Below are 16,007 nucleotides of genomic sequence, written 5' to 3'. Positions count from 1 at the left end.
GTGTGCCCATCAGAGGGGGAATCCCTGCTTTCAAACCGCTTTCAGAAGGGCTGACGCCCGGGTGTTAAGGTGAACCACATGAAGGCTTTGGTGGTTGAAGACGATGCACAAATGCACAAGTCTCTGTGCCGTGCGTTGGCGCGCTGGGGCTTTACCACGGCCAGCGCTATGGACGGGCCCGAGGCCCTGCTTCAATGGCAGCAACTGCGCCCCGCTGTTGTCTTGCTGGACTTGAGTCTGCCGGGCATGGACGGCTTGAATGTGTTGCAGCAAGGCCGGGCGCTGGGCCTGACGACACCGGTGCTACTGCTCACCGCGCGGGGGACTGTGGGTGACCGCATCCTGGGCTTGAACTTCGGTGCCGACGACTACCTGGCCAAACCCTTCGACCTCGATGAACTTGAAGCGCGATTGCGCGCCTTGCTCAGGCGCGTTCAATCAACGCCACCTGCGTCGCTGGACCGGCCCCGCAGCCTGGGCTCGCTGGTCTGGGAATCCTCGGGTGCCGCGTTTTATTGTGGGGAAGAACCCCTTGGGCTCACCCCGCGCGAGGCCGCCCTGCTGCGTGCGCTTGTCGAGCGGCCCAACTATGCGCACACCAAGGAATACCTCAACGAGGTGGTGTTCAAGCACGAGGAAGTACAGCAAGACGCCGTTGAAGTGGTGGCGCACAGGCTGCGCAAGAAACTCGACGCCTGTGGCGTGACCATCGTGACCCTGCGCGGTGTCGGCTACCTGATCAAGGCCGCGGCGTGAAAAAGGCCTGGTCGCTTCGCACCCGGCTCGCATTCTGGTTGATTGTTCCGGTGGTTGTCCTGATGACCCTGGACACCATCGGCCTGTACTACCGTGCACTGGTTGCGCTCAACTCCGCGTATGATCGGTCTCTCCTCGGCTCCGCTCGCATGATCGGCGACCTGCTGGAGATCAGAAACAACAAACTGGTGGCTGTCGTGCCCTACACCGTCATCGAGTTCTACGAGGCAGACAACCGGTCACGCCTTCTCTACCGCATCAAGGGTTTTAATGGCGAGCATGTGGCGGGGTATGAAGACTTTCCTGCCGATCCGGCAGGCATTCCTCCCAGGGCCACGCACCCGACTCAGGTCTCTTTTTTTGATGCCGACTACCTGGGTGAGCCCCTGCGCGTGGCCTCTTTGTACCAGGCGGTGGCCAGCAGCGATGACCGTGGCCTGGCGCTGGTGCAAGTGGCCGAACCCCTGTCACTGCGGCAGACCAAGGCCCGCAAATTGCTCGCCGAAACGATCGCCTGGCAACTCGTCTACCTGGCAGCAACGATTGCGCTGACCTGGCTGGTGGTGACGGCATTTCTGGCGCCGCTGCGCAAGCTGGAGCAAACGCTGCTTCATCGCGACCCCGGTGACCTCTCGCCCATTGCACGGCCGCCTGCGCGCGAACTGGTCCCCCTCGTGCACGCGCTGAATGAAGTGATGGAACGCCTGAACCAATTGCTGGACCACCAGCGCCGTTTCATTCGTGACGCCTCCCATCAACTGAAGACACCGCTGGCAGTCATGAAAATCCAGCTGCAGCTGGCCCAGCGCAGCGACACCCCGGAACCGCAGTTGATCGACGAGCTGGCCCAAACCACGGAACACGCCATCAGCGTTACCAATCAGCTGCTGGCGCTGGCCAAGATCGAACAGGTGCGAGGCCAGGCCAACACTGCACCGGTCAACGTGGAAGCCATCGCGCGGCAGGTCATGGTGGGCTTGTCACCTTTGATCAGCGAACGGGCGCTGCAGGTCGAGTTGACGGGCGACACGCCCGTCATCACAGCCCACAGCTGGATGGTCGAGCAGTTGCTCGCCAACCTGCTGTCCAACGCCGTACGGCACACGCCGGAAGGCGGTGCGTTGGGGATAGACATCCGTTCGGGCGAGGAAGTCACCATCCGCGTCTGGAACATGGGCCCCGGCATCGCGCCCGAGATTGCAGATCGCTTGTTCGAACCCTTTTCAACCACCGACTCACTGCGCGGCACCGGCCTCGGCCTGACGATTTGCAGGGAAATCGTGCGCTGGCTGGCAGGCACGGTCGAGCTGCGTAACTTCAATTCGCCGCAAGGCACAGGCGTGGAAGCCGTCGTGCGGCTTCCCGGGCAAATCAGTCGAGCCTGATGTTGGCCTGACGGACGACCTTCTTCCAGCGGGCCTGTTCCGCGGCAATGAATGTCTTAAACTGGGCAGGCGAATCACCCATGGCAAACACCGCTTCGTCATTGAACCGTGTGGACGCGGCGGGAGCCTTGACGGCCTTGCCTGCGGCAAGCGCCAATTTGGAGATTTGCTCTTCGCTGAAGCTGGACGGCGCCATCAACCCATACCACTGCGTCATTTCGAAGCCGGGGTACCCTTGCTCCGCCACCGTTGCCACGTCGGGAAGCTGCGGCAGGCGTTCTTTGGAACCTGTGGCAATACAGCGCAACTTGCCCGCCTTGATGAAAGGCAGCACAGCGGCAGCGCCCACAGAGGCAGCCTCCAGTCGGCCGGCCAGCAAATCGGTCATCTGCGGGCCGGTGCCGCGATACGGCACGTGGAGCATGAAAATGCCGGCCTCCGACTTCAAAAATTCCATTGCCAGATGGCCGGCACTGCCATTGCCGGCCGATCCGTAGTTCAGCTTGCCGGGCGCAGCCTTGGCCATGGCCACGAACTCCTTGAGGTTTTTCGCCGGCACATTGGGGTTCACAACATACAGGCTCGGCACCTTGGCAAGCAGCGAGACAGGCTTGAAGTCGCGATTGACGTCAAAAGGCAATTTGGCAAAGATGAAAGGGTTCACTGCCAGCGTGCCGATATGCCCAAGAATGATGGTGTGGCCATCGCTTGCATTCAGGCACTCCTGCATCGCAATGTTGCCACTGCCACCGGGCTTGTTTTCCACGTACATGGTCTGCCCGAGCAGGCCACCCATTTCAGCGGCAGTGCTGCGGGCAATGATCTCGCTGCTGCCACCCGGGGCGAAGGGCACGATCAGGCGAACCGGTTTGGTGGGCCAGGCGCCCTGCGCGTAGGCGCGTGATCCGGCAGTTGCACTGATCAGTGCTGCCGCGAGAAAACTTCTTCGTTCCATGGTGTCTCCTTTTGAATTTATATCTGTAACGCCATGAATGTTAGGGACACCCTCTTTCATTTCGCTTTCAGTCTTCTCGTTTTCGGGAGATTGACGATTTGAAGCAGCAGGCGCCGGTAGATGGCGGTGTGAGTGGGGGCAACTTGCGAGATGATTTGCCGCCGTATTTTTACGGGTTCTCCCTCTATCGGAGGACGCATCCGTCTTGGTACTCAGCCTAGAATCGTGCGGTGTTTGACGGCTTTTTATCGCTACTTGTGCTCCGCTCATACCGAACTTTCTGAGAAATTCATGCGCTACCTCATTGCACTCGTTTTTTGCTTACTACTTGTACCACCGCAAGTACATGCTTGTTTAGGGGCCAGCCTTTCGCACAAGCTTTTCTTTGAGACCATTCCCAATCCCCAACCTGATGCCGATGTGATTGCGAAAGTTTCCTTGTCGGACGTATCCGTGTTGGACAGATATTTAGGAACGGCAACGGCAACGGTCATGCAGGTTTTAAGGACATCTGACGCAAGGGTTCAACAGGGCGCAAAAATTGCCGTGAAATACGAGTTCACAAGCTGCGGCCCTTATCCCGAAAACGGTGCTGAAGGAACGATCATTGCCAGAGCAGGTGCTGACAGCAAAGGCCTTCTTGAGTTGTACCCCTACATGCGCCGAGATGCTGATGATCACATCACGCCGCCATTCATGTTTAAGTCCCTACTCTGCGACAAACTGAAGGAACAGACCGCGCGATTTTGTGCGCTTAATCAATGACCAATCGCCTTTCCACAGCTTTCGCTGTGTAGGCGAAGCATCATGACAAACATCATCGTAGACATCGTACTGGCCCAAACGGGCCGGTTCGTTGTGTGGATCGCGACGTTCGGTAGATGGAGGGCCGAGCGATTTGAAGAAGGGGAGGCTCAGGCCTATGCTCCAGAAGCCGGGCTGTATTTCAAGCGACGTGGTCAGTGCGTAATAACAGCGACTGGCTGCGTACTCGCCGGATTTTTCTTCTATCTCGCTTTTGGACTGCTGGTGTATGCCCTCTCCCTATGACCCAACATCTGGACGCTCTGTGCGACGGGCGATGACCGTGGTACTGTTTCTGATCGGTACTCAAGTCCATGCTGGGCAACTCGACGGCTCCTGGTCGAATCAACAAAGTGGCTTGTTTTCTTTGGAACTGGTCCAGAACGGTCGCCTTGTATGCGGCCAAGTCACAGCCATCTCTGGAGACAAGGTTGATGCTTCATGGATTGTCGGTACAGTCCGTGCACGAAATGCTTCCGTGCAATTCACAAGCGCTTTCGCGGAGAACGGATCGCGCGGTGCCGCCGTTATTCAGTCGAAAGCGGGAAAACTCGAATGGCGCGTCGTCCAAGCAATTGAACAAAACTGGATCTTCAGCGAAGCGAGCGTATCCAGGCAGGCATGGGCACCAAGCCGCAGGCGACTGGTTCAGAACTGGTGCAAACAGCACTGGAAAGCAATTGACGAGGGAAGAATTGGCAACATCAACCTTCAACCCTAAGTGCCGCTGACACGTCTTTGCCATCCAAGGACACTGATCTATCCTAGAATCCCGCCCTACCAACCATACACAAAGAGTTGCCATGTTTATTCGGTCCTTGATTTTTGCGATAGCGGCGTTATCGATATGGCAGCCGGCGGTAGCTATCGAGCCTCGCGACGCAGGCATCTACCTGCTCGTAAACGCAAAGGGGGAAGTGACTCCCAAGGCCATGCGGCTGTCTCAGTCTGCCACCGGATGGACGATGGAAGACCGCAAGACCGACGGATCGTGGGTTAGCGTGAGCTGCGACAAGGACTGCACCTTGCAAACCTCAGGCGATGCCGACATTCAACGCTTCTTCCCAGCTGCGACCCTTGCGCAGATTACGCCGGACTGCGTCCACAACATCGCGTTTGCCTTCTGCGGCTATGCGCTGAAGGCCGACGCGACTTTCAGAGGCTATCTGTTTGTGGCATTGGTGACCACCCCGCCCGTCACTTTACGACTGGCCCGTGTCATCCCGGACGCAAAGCCAGGTTCCTAAATCTGAACGCGCAAAGCCTGCAATCCATTCACCATCAACCTGCAAAAAAACCAAAGTAAGTGCCAATCTACTTAGTACAAGGTATGACACGAGGAAAAGTACGAAAAATTTGGTGGACGGCGATCTGTCTGATGCTGGTCAGCGGTTCAATTTTGGCGCGCAAAGAGGGGCAAGCAATGACCAGTGCGGAGAGGAAAGATGCTCCAATTCCGCTGAACTCTTTCTCGGATATTGAGAAGATTCAGAAAAAATTGACCTCTGAATTTCCTATTGGTACATCATGGAAAACTGTTGTCGAGCGGCTCGTTAGTAGCGGAGTGTCATGCGGCCCCGTCGAACCCTACGTTAAGTTGGTTCTTCCGGATGGAGTCACGATGTCCGAAGCAGCCAAACGAAGTGAGGACATTAAGGAGTTTCGTGTGCGGTGCTCCACCTCTCCTAGTTGGCTTCCAATTAGAAGCTTTCAGGGTATCACGATAGATGCAGAGCTTGATAAGGAGCGGCAATTGCTCTTACTCGTCGCAACCCCGTATTACAAACATTCTTAAATCATGTGGCGAATGAAGTGTCCGTACTGTCGATCAGGAGTCCGATGGCCGCACTTGCGTGGGGGCAACCCAGCAGGGCTATTCGATCAAGTATGGGGTAGGTGTCCAACTTGCGGCGAGAAAATCACGTATGCCTTTTCCGGGAAGGTTATCGCTGCGCTCCTCGTTCCTGCGGCGGCACTGTGCTGGTTCGCATCCACGTATTTTGGCGATTCGGCCTTTACAGGCTTCCCCATAATCATTTTGATTCCAGCCATGCGCCTGGACAAGTGGTAACCATTTTCCAATGCTCGTCCTCCTTCTTTTGAAGGATTCGCATGGGCGGGGCTGCGAAAGCTGTGAGATGGCGTTGCAAGCCGACTCAATTGCTGGAGGTCACTCTTTATTTGATAGCGAACTATCGTTATCCTTAAGGGGCGAAGTGCCGATTTGACGCATAAAGAACTACTCAAACAGGCCTCAAAGGCCTGAAATGCCCTTTCCATACGAATCAAATCGGGCTTGAGCCCTTTAAGAACGGCAATAGCTTGCTATTAATTAAGTAGCGGAGGCAGCCAACTGGCTTGCCGTAGCAATAAATGCCGCCACCCGTTCCAGCTGGTCGGGCACATTCAGCGCAGGTGCATGCCCGCAACCCGGAACTTCCACCACCTGAAGCCTGCCCGCCGCTCCAGGGCCGCGCGTCTGCATTTCGGTGGTGGTGTCGCGCAACACCAGGTCGGAGTCCGCGCCGCGCAGGCATAACACCGGGATATCGAGCGCGTCGTAATGGTCCCAGATCAGGTAGTCGTTGGGGTGGTGGGTGAACTGCTGCACCATGGCCGGGTCGTAGTGCGGCGTCAGGCGGCCATCGGGCAGGCGGCGGGCGGAAGTTTCCGCCAGGCGCCGCCATTGCGCATCGCTGAGCCAGCCATAAGGTTTGTACACCTGCCGGAAGAAGGACTCGAGGGCGAGCATGGTGTCAAAGGCCGGCGGGTTGCCGGCATAGGACTTGATCCGCTCGACGGCTGGTTCGGCAATCTGCGGTGCCGTGTCGTTGAGCACCAGGCTCTGGATGCGGCCCTTCATGGCCGGCTCAAACAAGCCTGAAGCGCAAACGGTACCGATGGCACCGCCCATGGAAGTGCCCACCCAGTGCGCCTTCGGGATGTTCAGCTGTTCAAAGAGGTCAGCCGCAATCCGTGCGTAAAAAGAGAGCTGGTACTCATTCTGCGGATCCGGGCTCCACTGGCTCAGCCCCCGGCCAATGGTGTCTGGACAAATCACGCGGTAACGCGTGCTCAGATGCGCCGCCAGCTCGTCCATGTCACGCCCGGTACGGGCCAACCCGTGCCAGGCAATCACGGTGGCGCTGTGCTGCGCACCCCACTCGGTGTAGTGGATTTCGCGCCCTGCGCAAGTCAAATATTCGGACGTGTGTTGCATGACGCTGGACTCTCCGTGATCAATTCTTTGTTCGACTCAGGCTTGCCTGGCTGCCTGAACGCGCGCGGCCCTGAGCCGCCCCACAACGCCGGTGGGGAAGTAATACACCGACAAAACAAACAGAACACCGAGCCATAGAAGCCAGCGGTCAGGTGACAGCAGCGCTGCCAGCCACGGCAGGCCGGCCGCCGCCTCGCTGGCAAGGCGCAACAAATCCTGCAGGTAGCTTTGGGCAACCAGAAACACCGCTGCGCCTATGGCCGCGCCGTAAATCGTGCCCATGCCGCCGATCACGACGATCAGCAGCACGTCGATCATGATTTCGAACGACAGCGAGGTGTCGGGCCCGTTGTAGCGCAACCAGAGTGCCAGCATGGCGCCGGCCATGGTCGCAAACAGGGCCGACAGCACGCTGGAGGTGGTGCGGTAGACCACCACGCGGTAACCGATGGCCTCGGCGCGGAACTCGTTCTCGCGAATGGCCTGCAGCACGCGGCCGAAAGGCGAATTGACGATGCGCAGCAGACTCAGCAGCAACACCAGGGTGATCACAAACAGCAGGTAGTAGGTCAGCAGACGCCCGTCAATGGAGACACCGAGGAAGGGCTGCTCAAAAAACTCCATGCTGGGTGACAGCAGCTCAGGCACCTTGAAGCTCAGGCCGTCTTCACCGCCGGTGATTTCCGACAGTTGCGAGGCCAGGGTCTGAAAAGCCGAGGCCACCGCCAGCGTGATCATGGCAAAAAAGATGGCTTTGACCCGCAGCGAAAACAGCCCCACCAGCAGCGACAGCACAAAAGACAAAGCCAGCGAGGACACCAGCCCGACCGCCAGGGCTTCCCAGGTCGGCCCCATGCGGGTTGTTGCCACGGCGATGCCGTAGGCGCCAATGCCGAAAAACATGGTGTGCGCAAAACTGACGATGCCGGTGTAGCCCAGCAGCAAGTCAAAGCTGGCCACCAGCACAATAAAAACCAGCACCTTGGCCGCAACGCTTAAAGCCTTGACGCCGGGAAAGATGAATGGCGCAAGGGCCAGGGCCAGCAGCAGGCCGACCAGAATGACGGCCAGCACGCGGCTGCGCGGATAGTCGTTGGAGACGATGCGTGTGAGGATGTTGTTCATGGCATCAGCTCCTCAACGGTTGGTCACGGGGTAGATGCCCTGGGGCCGCCACAACAGGACGGCCGCCATCAGCGCGATGTTCGAAAACAGCGCCACCTTGGGGGCCAGGAAGCCGGTGTAGTTGGCCATCAGTCCGACCAGCAGCGCGCCTATCAGCGCACCACCGGTCGATCCCAGTCCGCCGATGATGATGACGATGAAGATCAGCACATTGACATGGGCGCCCATCTGCGGCGTCACGCTCTGCTGGTACATGCCCCACATCACGCCGCCCAGTCCAGCCAGTGCGCTGCCGACCACAAACACGCCGATAAACAGGCGCTTGATACGGTAGCCGAGCGATTCAACCATCTCGCGGTCCTGCACGCCGGCGCGGATCAGCAGGCCGACCTTGGTGCGCACCAGCGTCCAGGCCAGGATGGCGAACACCACGACGCCCACGGTCACGGCGATGAGACGGTATTTTTCAATCGCCGCGTCACCAAGCAGCAGCGAGCCGCGCATGCCCTCGGGCATGGGCAGGGCAATCTGCGCCGGCCCCCAGATCACCTTGATCAGTTCTTCGCCGATGATCATGCCGCCCATGGTGATGAGGATCTGCTTGAGGTGCTGGCCGTAGACCGGCCGCACGATGAAGCGCTCAAACACCAGGCCAACGCCGCCCGCCACCAGCATGGCTACCAGCATGGCCGGCAGCACCGCCAGCATGTTGCGCAACAACGATTCGCTTTGCGTGTAGTCACTCATGGCGCCGAGCACGCTGGTGGCCACGAAAGCACCCAGCGCAATGAACACACCGTGGCCGAAATTGAGCACGTCCATCAGACCGAACACCAGCGTCAGGCCCGAGGCAATGATGAAAATGATCATGCCCATGGCCAGGCCGGCGACCGTCAGCGTGAGCCAGGTGGAGCCGGAGCCGATAAATGGAAAAATCCCCAGCGCCAGCAAAGGCACCAGTGCCAGCGGCTTCCAATCGAAATCAAGAGTTTTCATAAGGCCAGTCCAAGCAGCGATTGCTGCAACGCGGTGTCTTCAGCCAGCTCAGCCATGGAGCCGGCGTGCACCACCACACCGTTGTCCATCACGGCGACGGTGTCGCCCAGGCGCTTGGCGAAATTGATGTTTTGCTCCACCAGCAAAATCGTCACGCCGCTGGCCTTGAGCTGCGCAAACGCGTCGATCATGTTGTTGATGATGGCCGGTGCCAGGCCTTTGCTGGGTTCATCAACAATCAGCAGTTCACGCGGTTCGACGATGGCGCGGGCCACCGCCAGCATCTGCTTTTGCCCGCCCGACAGCTTGCCGGCGGGGTGATTCCAGAATTTTTCGACTGCCGGAAACAGCGAGTAGATCCACTTGAGCCGGTCTTCATCCATCTGACTGGCACGCTTGGCACTGCGGGCAGCCAGCAGCATGTTTTCCTTGACCGTGAGGTCCGAAAAAATGCCCATGTTTTCGGGCACGTAGGCGATGTTGAGGCCGGCGATCTGCGGTGTGGCCAGTAGCGTGATGTCGCGCCCGCCGAAAGTCACCTTGCCCTGCGAGGCTTGCCACAAGCCCATGATGGTGCGCAGTGTGGTGGTCTTGCCGGCGCCATTGCGGCCCAGCAGCATGGTGAGTTGCCCCTTCGGTATGGAGAGGTTCACGCCATGCAGGATGTGGTACGCGCCGATGTGTGTGTGCACGCCTTCGAGGGTCAGCAGGTTTGCGCTCATGCCGCCTCCCCTGCCTGCACCGGCGCCACGCCCAGATAAGCTTCCTGCACGATCGGCGAGGCAATCACCTCTGCCGGCGCGCCATCGGCGACCAGCGTGCCGTTGTGCAGAACGATGATGCGGTCGGCCAGTTCACGCACCACGTCCATCTTGTGTTCCACCAGCAAAATTGTTTTGGTCTTGTCCTGCTTCAATTGGCGAATCAGGTTGAGAATCACCGGCGCCTCGTCGGTGCTCATGCCCGCGGTCGGCTCATCGAACATGAAGACCTGCGACTCCAGCGCCATCAGCAACGCGACTTCGAGCTTGCGCTGGTCGCCGTGCGGCAGGCTGGCCACCGGCATCTGCGCTTTGGTCTCCATGGCCACAGCCGCGAGAATTTCTTCGGCCCGGCCTACCAGCGCCTTGTGATCGCTCCAGATGCTCCACAGGTTCAAACCATGGCGGTGCTTGCCATGGCGCGTGGCCTGAACGGCAAGGCGCACGTTTTCCAGCACCGTGAGGTTGGGAAACAGGTTGGTCAGCTGAAAAGCCCGGCCCAGACCGGCATGGGTACGCGCCGACGCGCTCATGCCTGACAGCTCCTGGCCATTGAGCGTGACCGTGCCGCTGCTGGCCTTGAGCTGACCGGAGATCAAATTGAAATAAGTCGTTTTGCCCGCGCCATTGGGGCCGACGATGGCCGTGAGCGTGCCTGGCGCGAACGAGCAAGTCACGGCATTCACCGCCACGTGGCCACCGAAGCGGATCGTGAGTTCTTTGGTTTGAAGCATGTTTTCTGTGTCCCCCAAAACAGCGGGAGCGGCGTAGCGAGCGGGTCGAGAGCAAGGCGCACAGCGCGCAGGAACCGGAACGTACTCAAGTACGTGAGGATTTCGAGCACTGCGCAACGCCGCTATCGGCGCGCGCAGTAGCCGAGCACGCTGTTTTAGCGCTTGTTCGTGATCGGGATATTCATCTCTTCCGGCTTGATCTCGCGGATCAGCTCGGGCACGCCCCAGGCAAACGCCGGATCGGCCTTGATCTTGAAGTGGAACATGCTCTGCATGGCCTGGTGGTCTTCCTTGCGGAAGGTCATCTTGCCCTTGGGTGTGTCAAAGCTCATGCCTTCCATGGTGGAGATGAGCTTGTTGGTATCGGTTTCGCCCTTGGTTTTGTTGAGCGCCGTCACCACGGCCATGGCTGCCGAGAAACCGCCTGCCGTGAAAAAGTCTGGCGGTGCCTTGAACTGCTTGTAGTGCTGGGCCACCATCGCTTCGTTCACCGGGTTCTTGGGAATGCCGAAGTAGTAGTACAGCGCGCCTTCCATGCCCGGGAAGCTCTTGTACGCGACCATGGCGGGAAGGATGTTGCCGCCAGTGGCGAGCTTGATGCCGTAGCGTTTTTCAAGGTCCAGGTCAGCAATTTTCGGAAACGGCGTCGGGCTGCCCGACCAGCCTACCGAGAGGTACTTGCTGCCCGGCTGATCCTTGAGCTTGTCAACAACGCGCTGCAGGCCCGCCGTGAAGTCGGTGGTGCCCACGGGCAGGTATTCTTCATGAACGATCTTGGCATTCTTCATGAACGACTTGGTGGCCTTCACGCCGTCACGGCCGAAGGCATTGTCGTTGGCCAGAATGGCGACCACATTGCCTGGACGGTCCAGCGCCACGGCGTTGGCAGCGGCATCCTGGCTTGAATTGCGGCCGGTGCGGAAGATGTACTTGTTCCACTTGTCGCCGGTAATGCTGTCGGCCACGGCAGGCTCGACCAGCAGGATCTTCTTGTATTCCTCAGCCACCGGCAGCATGGCCAATGCAATCGGCGAAGCCGTTGGGCCGACGGCGATGTCGACCTTTTCGTCGGCATAGGCCGCGGCCAGCGCCGCCTTGCCCACGTCGGGCTTGCCCTGGTCGTCCTTCTCGATCACCACGAGCTTCCTGCCCGCCACCATCATGGTGCCGCCTGTGGCGTAGTTCAGTCCCATATGAAAGCCGACGATGGTCTGCTTGGCATAGGCCTCCAGCGGGCCGGTTTTGCTGGCGATGATGGCGATCTTGATGTCTTTGCCCTGGCTCAGGGCCACAGGTGAAACAAAGGCAGTGGCAAGTGCGGCAAGCGCGATGAGGCTACGACGATGCATGGATGTCTCCTGTTATGTGTTGCGCACCAGGATTGCACATGTCGTGCCAGAAATAAACTGTTGATTTATATGAATATTTTCACATCAATCCAATAATTGTCTGCTTATAAGGCAAATTTATTGCCTTATAATCAGACAATTGCCTTATTTTTATACAGGGTTATCCAGACGCTCATAAAGCTTGGCACGCGAGATGCCCAGCAAACGCGAGGCCGCCAGCTTGTTGCCGCCGGTCGCTTCCATGGCGGCCGCAATCGCGCGTCGCTCGACCTGTGCCACCTGCTCGGCGAGCGGACGCAACGGGTCGGATGCTGAATCTGCGCCCTCGCCCGCATCAGCCAGAAGTGCGGGAACGATGCGCTCAATGCCAGATTCCTTCAGCACTTCTTCAAACTGCGCACGGCCGATGTTCAGAGAGTCGCTGCGCATTACCGCTTGCTCCAGCACATTGCGCAGCTCACGAATATTGCCGCGCCAGGTTTGCGCCGACAGCAGGGCCAGGGCATCGGGCGCCAGCTCGGGCTGACGGTCACCGCTGCGCAGCGCCATCTCTTCGCCCAGCACCTCCAGCAGCGCAGGAATATCGGCACGCCGCTCGCGCAGCGGCGGCACCTTGATGGGCAGCACGTTGAGGCGGTAGAAAAGGTCTTCGCGAAATTTGCCTTCGCGCACCAGCACCGCCAGGTCGCGCGAGGTTGCGGCAATCAACCTTGCGTCAAACGGAATCAGCTTGTTCGAGCCCAGCGGCTCAATCTCGCCTTCCTGCAAGGCCCGCAGCAGCTTGGCCTGCAGGGCCTGCGGCATGTCGCCGATCTCGTCGAGGAACAGGGTGCCGCCATCGGCGAGCTTGAACTTGCCGTCGCGGCCCTTGCGGTCAGCGCCGGTGTAAGCCCCCGGTGCCACGCCAAAAAATTCGGCTTCCAGCAAGGTGTCGGGCACGGCCGCGATGTTGACGCTGATGAAGGGGCCGCGCGAACGGCTGGAGGTGGCATGGATGGCGTGTGCCAGCAACTCCTTGCCGGTACCGGTTTCGCCCAGCAGAAGCACCGGACTGCTTGTCTGCGCCGCACGGCGCGCCTGGCGCTTGACCTCCACCGCCGCCGGGCTGGTGCCTACAAAACTGGCGAAGGTGTATTTGGACTGGCGCTGACCGCCGGTATGTTGAAGCCGCTGGCTGGCCAGCTCACGGCGCGCATCGTCCAGGTCACGGTGCAACAACGCAAACTTGCTGATCAGCGGCTGCAGCGTGGTTTCAGGGTGGTCGAACAGCACGATGCCGATGGCGCCTATCACGTCGCCGCCGCTCTCGTCGCGCAGCGGAATACGGCTGACCACGAAAGTGCCGGCACGGTTGGTCAGCAGGTCAATCAGGAAGGCCTCGCCGGTTTCGAGCACGCGGCGCATCTGGGTGTTGGGAATCACTTCTTCGACCATATGGCCCACGAACTGGTCCACCGAAGAAAAGCCCAGCGCCGGCAAAAAGCGCTTGTAGCCTTCATTGACCCAGACGATGCGGCCGGTGCGGTCCACCAGGAACATGCCCTGGCTGATGCTGGAAAACAGCTGAAACATCGACCGCGCCGCCAGCTCCAGGATGCTTTGCGCATCCAGGGGTAAACCGTTGGTCGGGGTGTCGGCGTGTTCCATGCGCAGATGGTAGCGCGGCAGGCTCACATGTCAGTTCGGCAAGATCAACCCGGTTTTCTCACGGGTTGATTTGCTCTGTTTTTTATAGCTGCTTGCGCCCGTAATCAAAGGGCTGAAGCCACTTTTCTTATAAAGAAACCGGCTTCAGGCCGCCAAACGGCGCGCAGACCAGGTTTTGGCCAACCTCGGCAGGATGAGAACGCCAAGCACCACAACGATCAGGATCACCGACACCGGACGCTGCAGGAACACCATCGCACTGCCTTCACCGATCGACATGGCGTTGCGCAGTTGCGCTTCAGCCAGGGGGCCAAGAATCATTCCGACCACCACCGGGGCGGTCGGAAAGTCGAAGCGCCGCATCACCACGCCAAGCACGCCAATGCCGTACAGCAGGAAGAGGTCAAACGCGCTTTGCCGCATGCCGTAGACGCCTACCGTCGCAAAAATCAGGATGCCTGCATACAGGTAGGTCTTGGGAATCTTCAGCAGCTTGACCCACAGCCCGACCAGGGGCAGGTTCAGCACCAGCAGCATCACGTTGCCGATGTACAGCGAAGCAATCAATGCCCAGACCAATGCCGACGACGTGGTGAACAGCTGCGGGCCGGGCTGGATGCCGTAGTTCTGGAAAGCACCCAGCAAGATGGCCGTGGTGTTGGACGTTGGGATGCCCAGTGTGAGCAACGGAATCATGGCCGCGGTCACCGTGGCGTTGTTGGCGGCTTCGGGGCCGGCCACGCCTTCAATGGCGCCTGCCGCACCGAACTCGGCCTTGTCATCGCCCTTGGCCAGCTTCTTCTCGGCAGCGTAGCTCAGGAAGGTCGGGATCTCGGTGCCGCCGGCGGGAATGCAGCCAAACGGCGCACCAATGGCGGTTCCGCGCAGCCAGGCCGGCAAGGAACGGCGCCAGTCCCGGCCCGTCATGTACACCCTGCTCATCTTGTTCTGCGACTCGACCACACGGCCTTCGTACAGCACCGCATACATGGCTTCAGCAACCGCAAACAGGCCCACAGCCACCAGAACAATCTCGACGCCATCGAGCAACTCGGGCACGCCGCCCGTGTAGCGCGCCTGACCGGAGATCTGGTCCAGCCCCACAAGACCCGCTGCCAAGCCGACAAACAAAGCTGTCAGGCCGCGCACGGTGCTTTTGCCCAGCACCGCACTGACGGTGGTGAATGCCAGCACCATCAACATGAAGTACTCGGGCGGGCCGAGCTTGACGGCAAGTTCTGCCACGATGGGCGCAAACAGCGTAACCATCACCGTGGCGATCGTGCCTGCCACAAAAGAGCCGATGGCTGCCGTAGCCAGCGCCGCGCCCGCTCGCCCGCTCTTGGCCATGCGGTTGCCCTCCATCGCCGTGACCATGCTCGCCGTTTCCCCCGGCGTATTGAGCAGGATGGAGGTTGTGGAGCCGCCGTACATGGCGCCGTAATAAATGCCCGCGAAAAAAATCATCGAGGCGGTGGCCTCAACCTTGGCGGTAATGGGCAGCAGCATGGCCACCGCCACGGCAGGCCCGATACCCGGCAACACACCAATGGCTGTGCCCAGAGCACAACCCACAAAACACCACAGCAGGTTGACCGGTGTGGCGGCAGTTGCAAAGCCCTGCAGCAGCTGATTGAAGATGTCCATGATTTAGAGCCAGCCGGTTGAAGTCAGCCCTGGCAGGTTGATTGCCAGGAATTTCGTGAAAGTCCAGTACACCGGCGCGGAAATCGCCATGCCGATCAGCACGTCCTTGAGCCAGACTGTGGGCCTCAGATCAGCCTTGCCTTCGGCGCCGCGCAAACCCTGAACCGCCAGCACAAAGCACAAGGTGCAACTGAAAATAAAGCCGATGGTGGTGATCAATGCGGCGTTAGCGAGAAGGCCCGCCGACACCCAGGCAAACCCCGTCCAGTCGCCATGTGGCGCCCCGCTTGGCTCATCGAGCGAACGAAAGCCACCACTCAACGCCTCCCAGACAATAAAGACGCCACAAACAAGCAAGGCCAGGGAAACCAGCCAGGGCAGAAAGTTCGGCCCGACACCGCCATAACCAGCCTCGGACGGGATGGTGACGGCACCAAACGCCAAGCCGAGGGCGAGCAGCACCACGCCAGCGCCAACCAGCTTCTGCAAACGTAATTGCGCATTGGAAAACGAAGGTTGTGTCATTTTTTTTCCTTATCGTCACGACATCGTAGCCGTGAAGACGGGTACAGGGAAGACGGGTCAACACCATGCCGTGACGGCATGGGCGCTTGCTACCCGGCCGGGT

At 59.5% G+C, this 16,007-nt stretch carries 17 protein-coding genes; 7 read left to right on the top strand and 10 right to left on the bottom strand.

Annotation, left to right across the window (positions count from 1 at the left end; all coding sequences use genetic code 11):
- Positions 1-78 precede the first annotated feature (78 nt).
- Together B0B52_RS21355 and B0B52_RS21350 are read left to right on the top strand one after the other, a co-directional pair.
- Positions 79-756, top strand: coding sequence for a response regulator transcription factor (locus B0B52_RS21355; protein ID WP_077595700.1), 678 nt, complete (start codon positions 79-81; stop codon positions 754-756).
- Positions 753-2,141, top strand: coding sequence for a HAMP domain-containing histidine kinase (locus B0B52_RS21350; protein WP_077595699.1), 1,389 nt, complete (start codon positions 753-755; stop codon positions 2,139-2,141). The genes B0B52_RS21355 and B0B52_RS21350 overlap by 4 nt, the downstream gene beginning before the upstream one ends.
- On the opposite strand, the gene B0B52_RS21345 is transcribed toward B0B52_RS21350, so the two are convergent.
- A complete protein-coding gene (locus B0B52_RS21345) occupies positions 2,128-3,096 on the bottom strand; it encodes a tripartite tricarboxylate transporter substrate binding protein (RefSeq protein WP_139352060.1) in 969 nt (322 codons plus the stop codon). The genes B0B52_RS21350 and B0B52_RS21345 overlap by 14 nt on opposite strands.
- A gap of 291 nt (positions 3,097-3,387) precedes the next feature.
- Here B0B52_RS21345 and B0B52_RS21340 point away from each other — a divergent pair, with 291 nt between their 5' ends.
- The 5 genes from B0B52_RS21340 to B0B52_RS21320 all read left to right on the top strand — a co-directional run bounded on the left by B0B52_RS21340 (position 3,388) and on the right by B0B52_RS21320 (position 5,695).
- Complete coding sequence (locus tag B0B52_RS21340) at positions 3,388-3,861, top strand: hypothetical protein (protein ID WP_077595697.1); 474 nt, start codon at positions 3,388-3,390, stop codon at positions 3,859-3,861.
- Positions 3,862-3,903: 42 nt separating this feature from the next.
- The gene (locus B0B52_RS21335; RefSeq protein ID WP_077595696.1) at positions 3,904-4,146 is read left to right on the top strand and encodes a hypothetical protein; all 243 of its coding nucleotides are present in this window, start codon (positions 3,904-3,906) and stop codon (positions 4,144-4,146) included.
- Positions 4,147-4,177: 31 nt separating this feature from the next.
- The gene (locus tag B0B52_RS21330) at positions 4,178-4,621 is read left to right on the top strand and encodes a hypothetical protein (RefSeq protein ID WP_077595695.1); all 444 of its coding nucleotides are present in this window, start codon (positions 4,178-4,180) and stop codon (positions 4,619-4,621) included.
- A gap of 82 nt (positions 4,622-4,703) precedes the next feature.
- The gene (locus B0B52_RS21325; RefSeq protein ID WP_077595694.1) at positions 4,704-5,147 is read left to right on the top strand and encodes a hypothetical protein; all 444 of its coding nucleotides are present in this window, start codon (positions 4,704-4,706) and stop codon (positions 5,145-5,147) included.
- An 83-nt stretch (positions 5,148-5,230) separates the two neighbouring features.
- Complete coding sequence (locus B0B52_RS21320) at positions 5,231-5,695, top strand: hypothetical protein (RefSeq protein ID WP_139352059.1); 465 nt, start codon at positions 5,231-5,233, stop codon at positions 5,693-5,695.
- A gap of 537 nt (positions 5,696-6,232) precedes the next feature.
- On the opposite strand, the gene B0B52_RS21315 is transcribed toward B0B52_RS21320, so the two are convergent.
- The 9 genes from B0B52_RS21315 to B0B52_RS21275 all read right to left on the bottom strand — a co-directional run bounded on the left by B0B52_RS21315 (position 6,233) and on the right by B0B52_RS21275 (position 15,904).
- Positions 6,233-7,120, bottom strand: coding sequence for an alpha/beta fold hydrolase (locus B0B52_RS21315; protein ID WP_077595692.1), 888 nt, complete (start codon positions 7,118-7,120; stop codon positions 6,233-6,235).
- A gap of 36 nt (positions 7,121-7,156) precedes the next feature.
- Complete coding sequence (locus B0B52_RS21310; protein ID WP_077595691.1) at positions 7,157-8,245, bottom strand: branched-chain amino acid ABC transporter permease; 1,089 nt, start codon at positions 8,243-8,245, stop codon at positions 7,157-7,159.
- 12 nt (positions 8,246-8,257) lie between these two features.
- A complete protein-coding gene (locus tag B0B52_RS21305; protein ID WP_077595690.1) occupies positions 8,258-9,241 on the bottom strand; it encodes a branched-chain amino acid ABC transporter permease in 984 nt (327 codons plus the stop codon).
- The gene (locus B0B52_RS21300) at positions 9,238-9,963 is read right to left on the bottom strand and encodes an ABC transporter ATP-binding protein (RefSeq protein WP_077595689.1); all 726 of its coding nucleotides are present in this window, start codon (positions 9,961-9,963) and stop codon (positions 9,238-9,240) included. The genes B0B52_RS21305 and B0B52_RS21300 overlap by 4 nt, the downstream gene beginning before the upstream one ends.
- Positions 9,960-10,736: an ABC transporter ATP-binding protein gene (locus tag B0B52_RS21295; RefSeq protein ID WP_077595688.1), complete on the bottom strand. Its 777-nt coding sequence runs from the start codon at positions 10,734-10,736 to the stop codon at positions 9,960-9,962. The genes B0B52_RS21300 and B0B52_RS21295 overlap by 4 nt, the downstream gene beginning before the upstream one ends.
- Positions 10,737-10,891: 155 nt before the next feature.
- The gene (locus B0B52_RS21290; RefSeq protein ID WP_077595687.1) at positions 10,892-12,085 is read right to left on the bottom strand and encodes a substrate-binding domain-containing protein; all 1,194 of its coding nucleotides are present in this window, start codon (positions 12,083-12,085) and stop codon (positions 10,892-10,894) included.
- A gap of 150 nt (positions 12,086-12,235) precedes the next feature.
- Positions 12,236-13,732: a sigma-54-dependent Fis family transcriptional regulator gene (locus B0B52_RS21285; protein ID WP_077595804.1), complete on the bottom strand. Its 1,497-nt coding sequence runs from the start codon at positions 13,730-13,732 to the stop codon at positions 12,236-12,238.
- A gap of 144 nt (positions 13,733-13,876) precedes the next feature.
- A complete protein-coding gene (locus B0B52_RS21280; protein ID WP_077595686.1) occupies positions 13,877-15,379 on the bottom strand; it encodes a tripartite tricarboxylate transporter permease in 1,503 nt (500 codons plus the stop codon).
- A gap of 3 nt (positions 15,380-15,382) precedes the next feature.
- Positions 15,383-15,904 carry a tripartite tricarboxylate transporter TctB family protein gene (locus B0B52_RS21275; RefSeq protein ID WP_077595685.1) on the bottom strand — a complete coding sequence of 174 codons (522 nt, stop codon included), beginning with the start codon at positions 15,902-15,904 and terminating at the stop codon, positions 15,383-15,385.
- Positions 15,905-16,007: the final 103 nt, after the last annotated feature.

The sequence above is a fragment of the Polaromonas sp. A23 genome, assembly GCF_002001015.1.
Taxonomy (GTDB): domain Bacteria; phylum Pseudomonadota; class Gammaproteobacteria; order Burkholderiales; family Burkholderiaceae_C; genus Polaromonas.
This window is presented reverse-complemented; position numbering and strand designations above follow the sequence as displayed.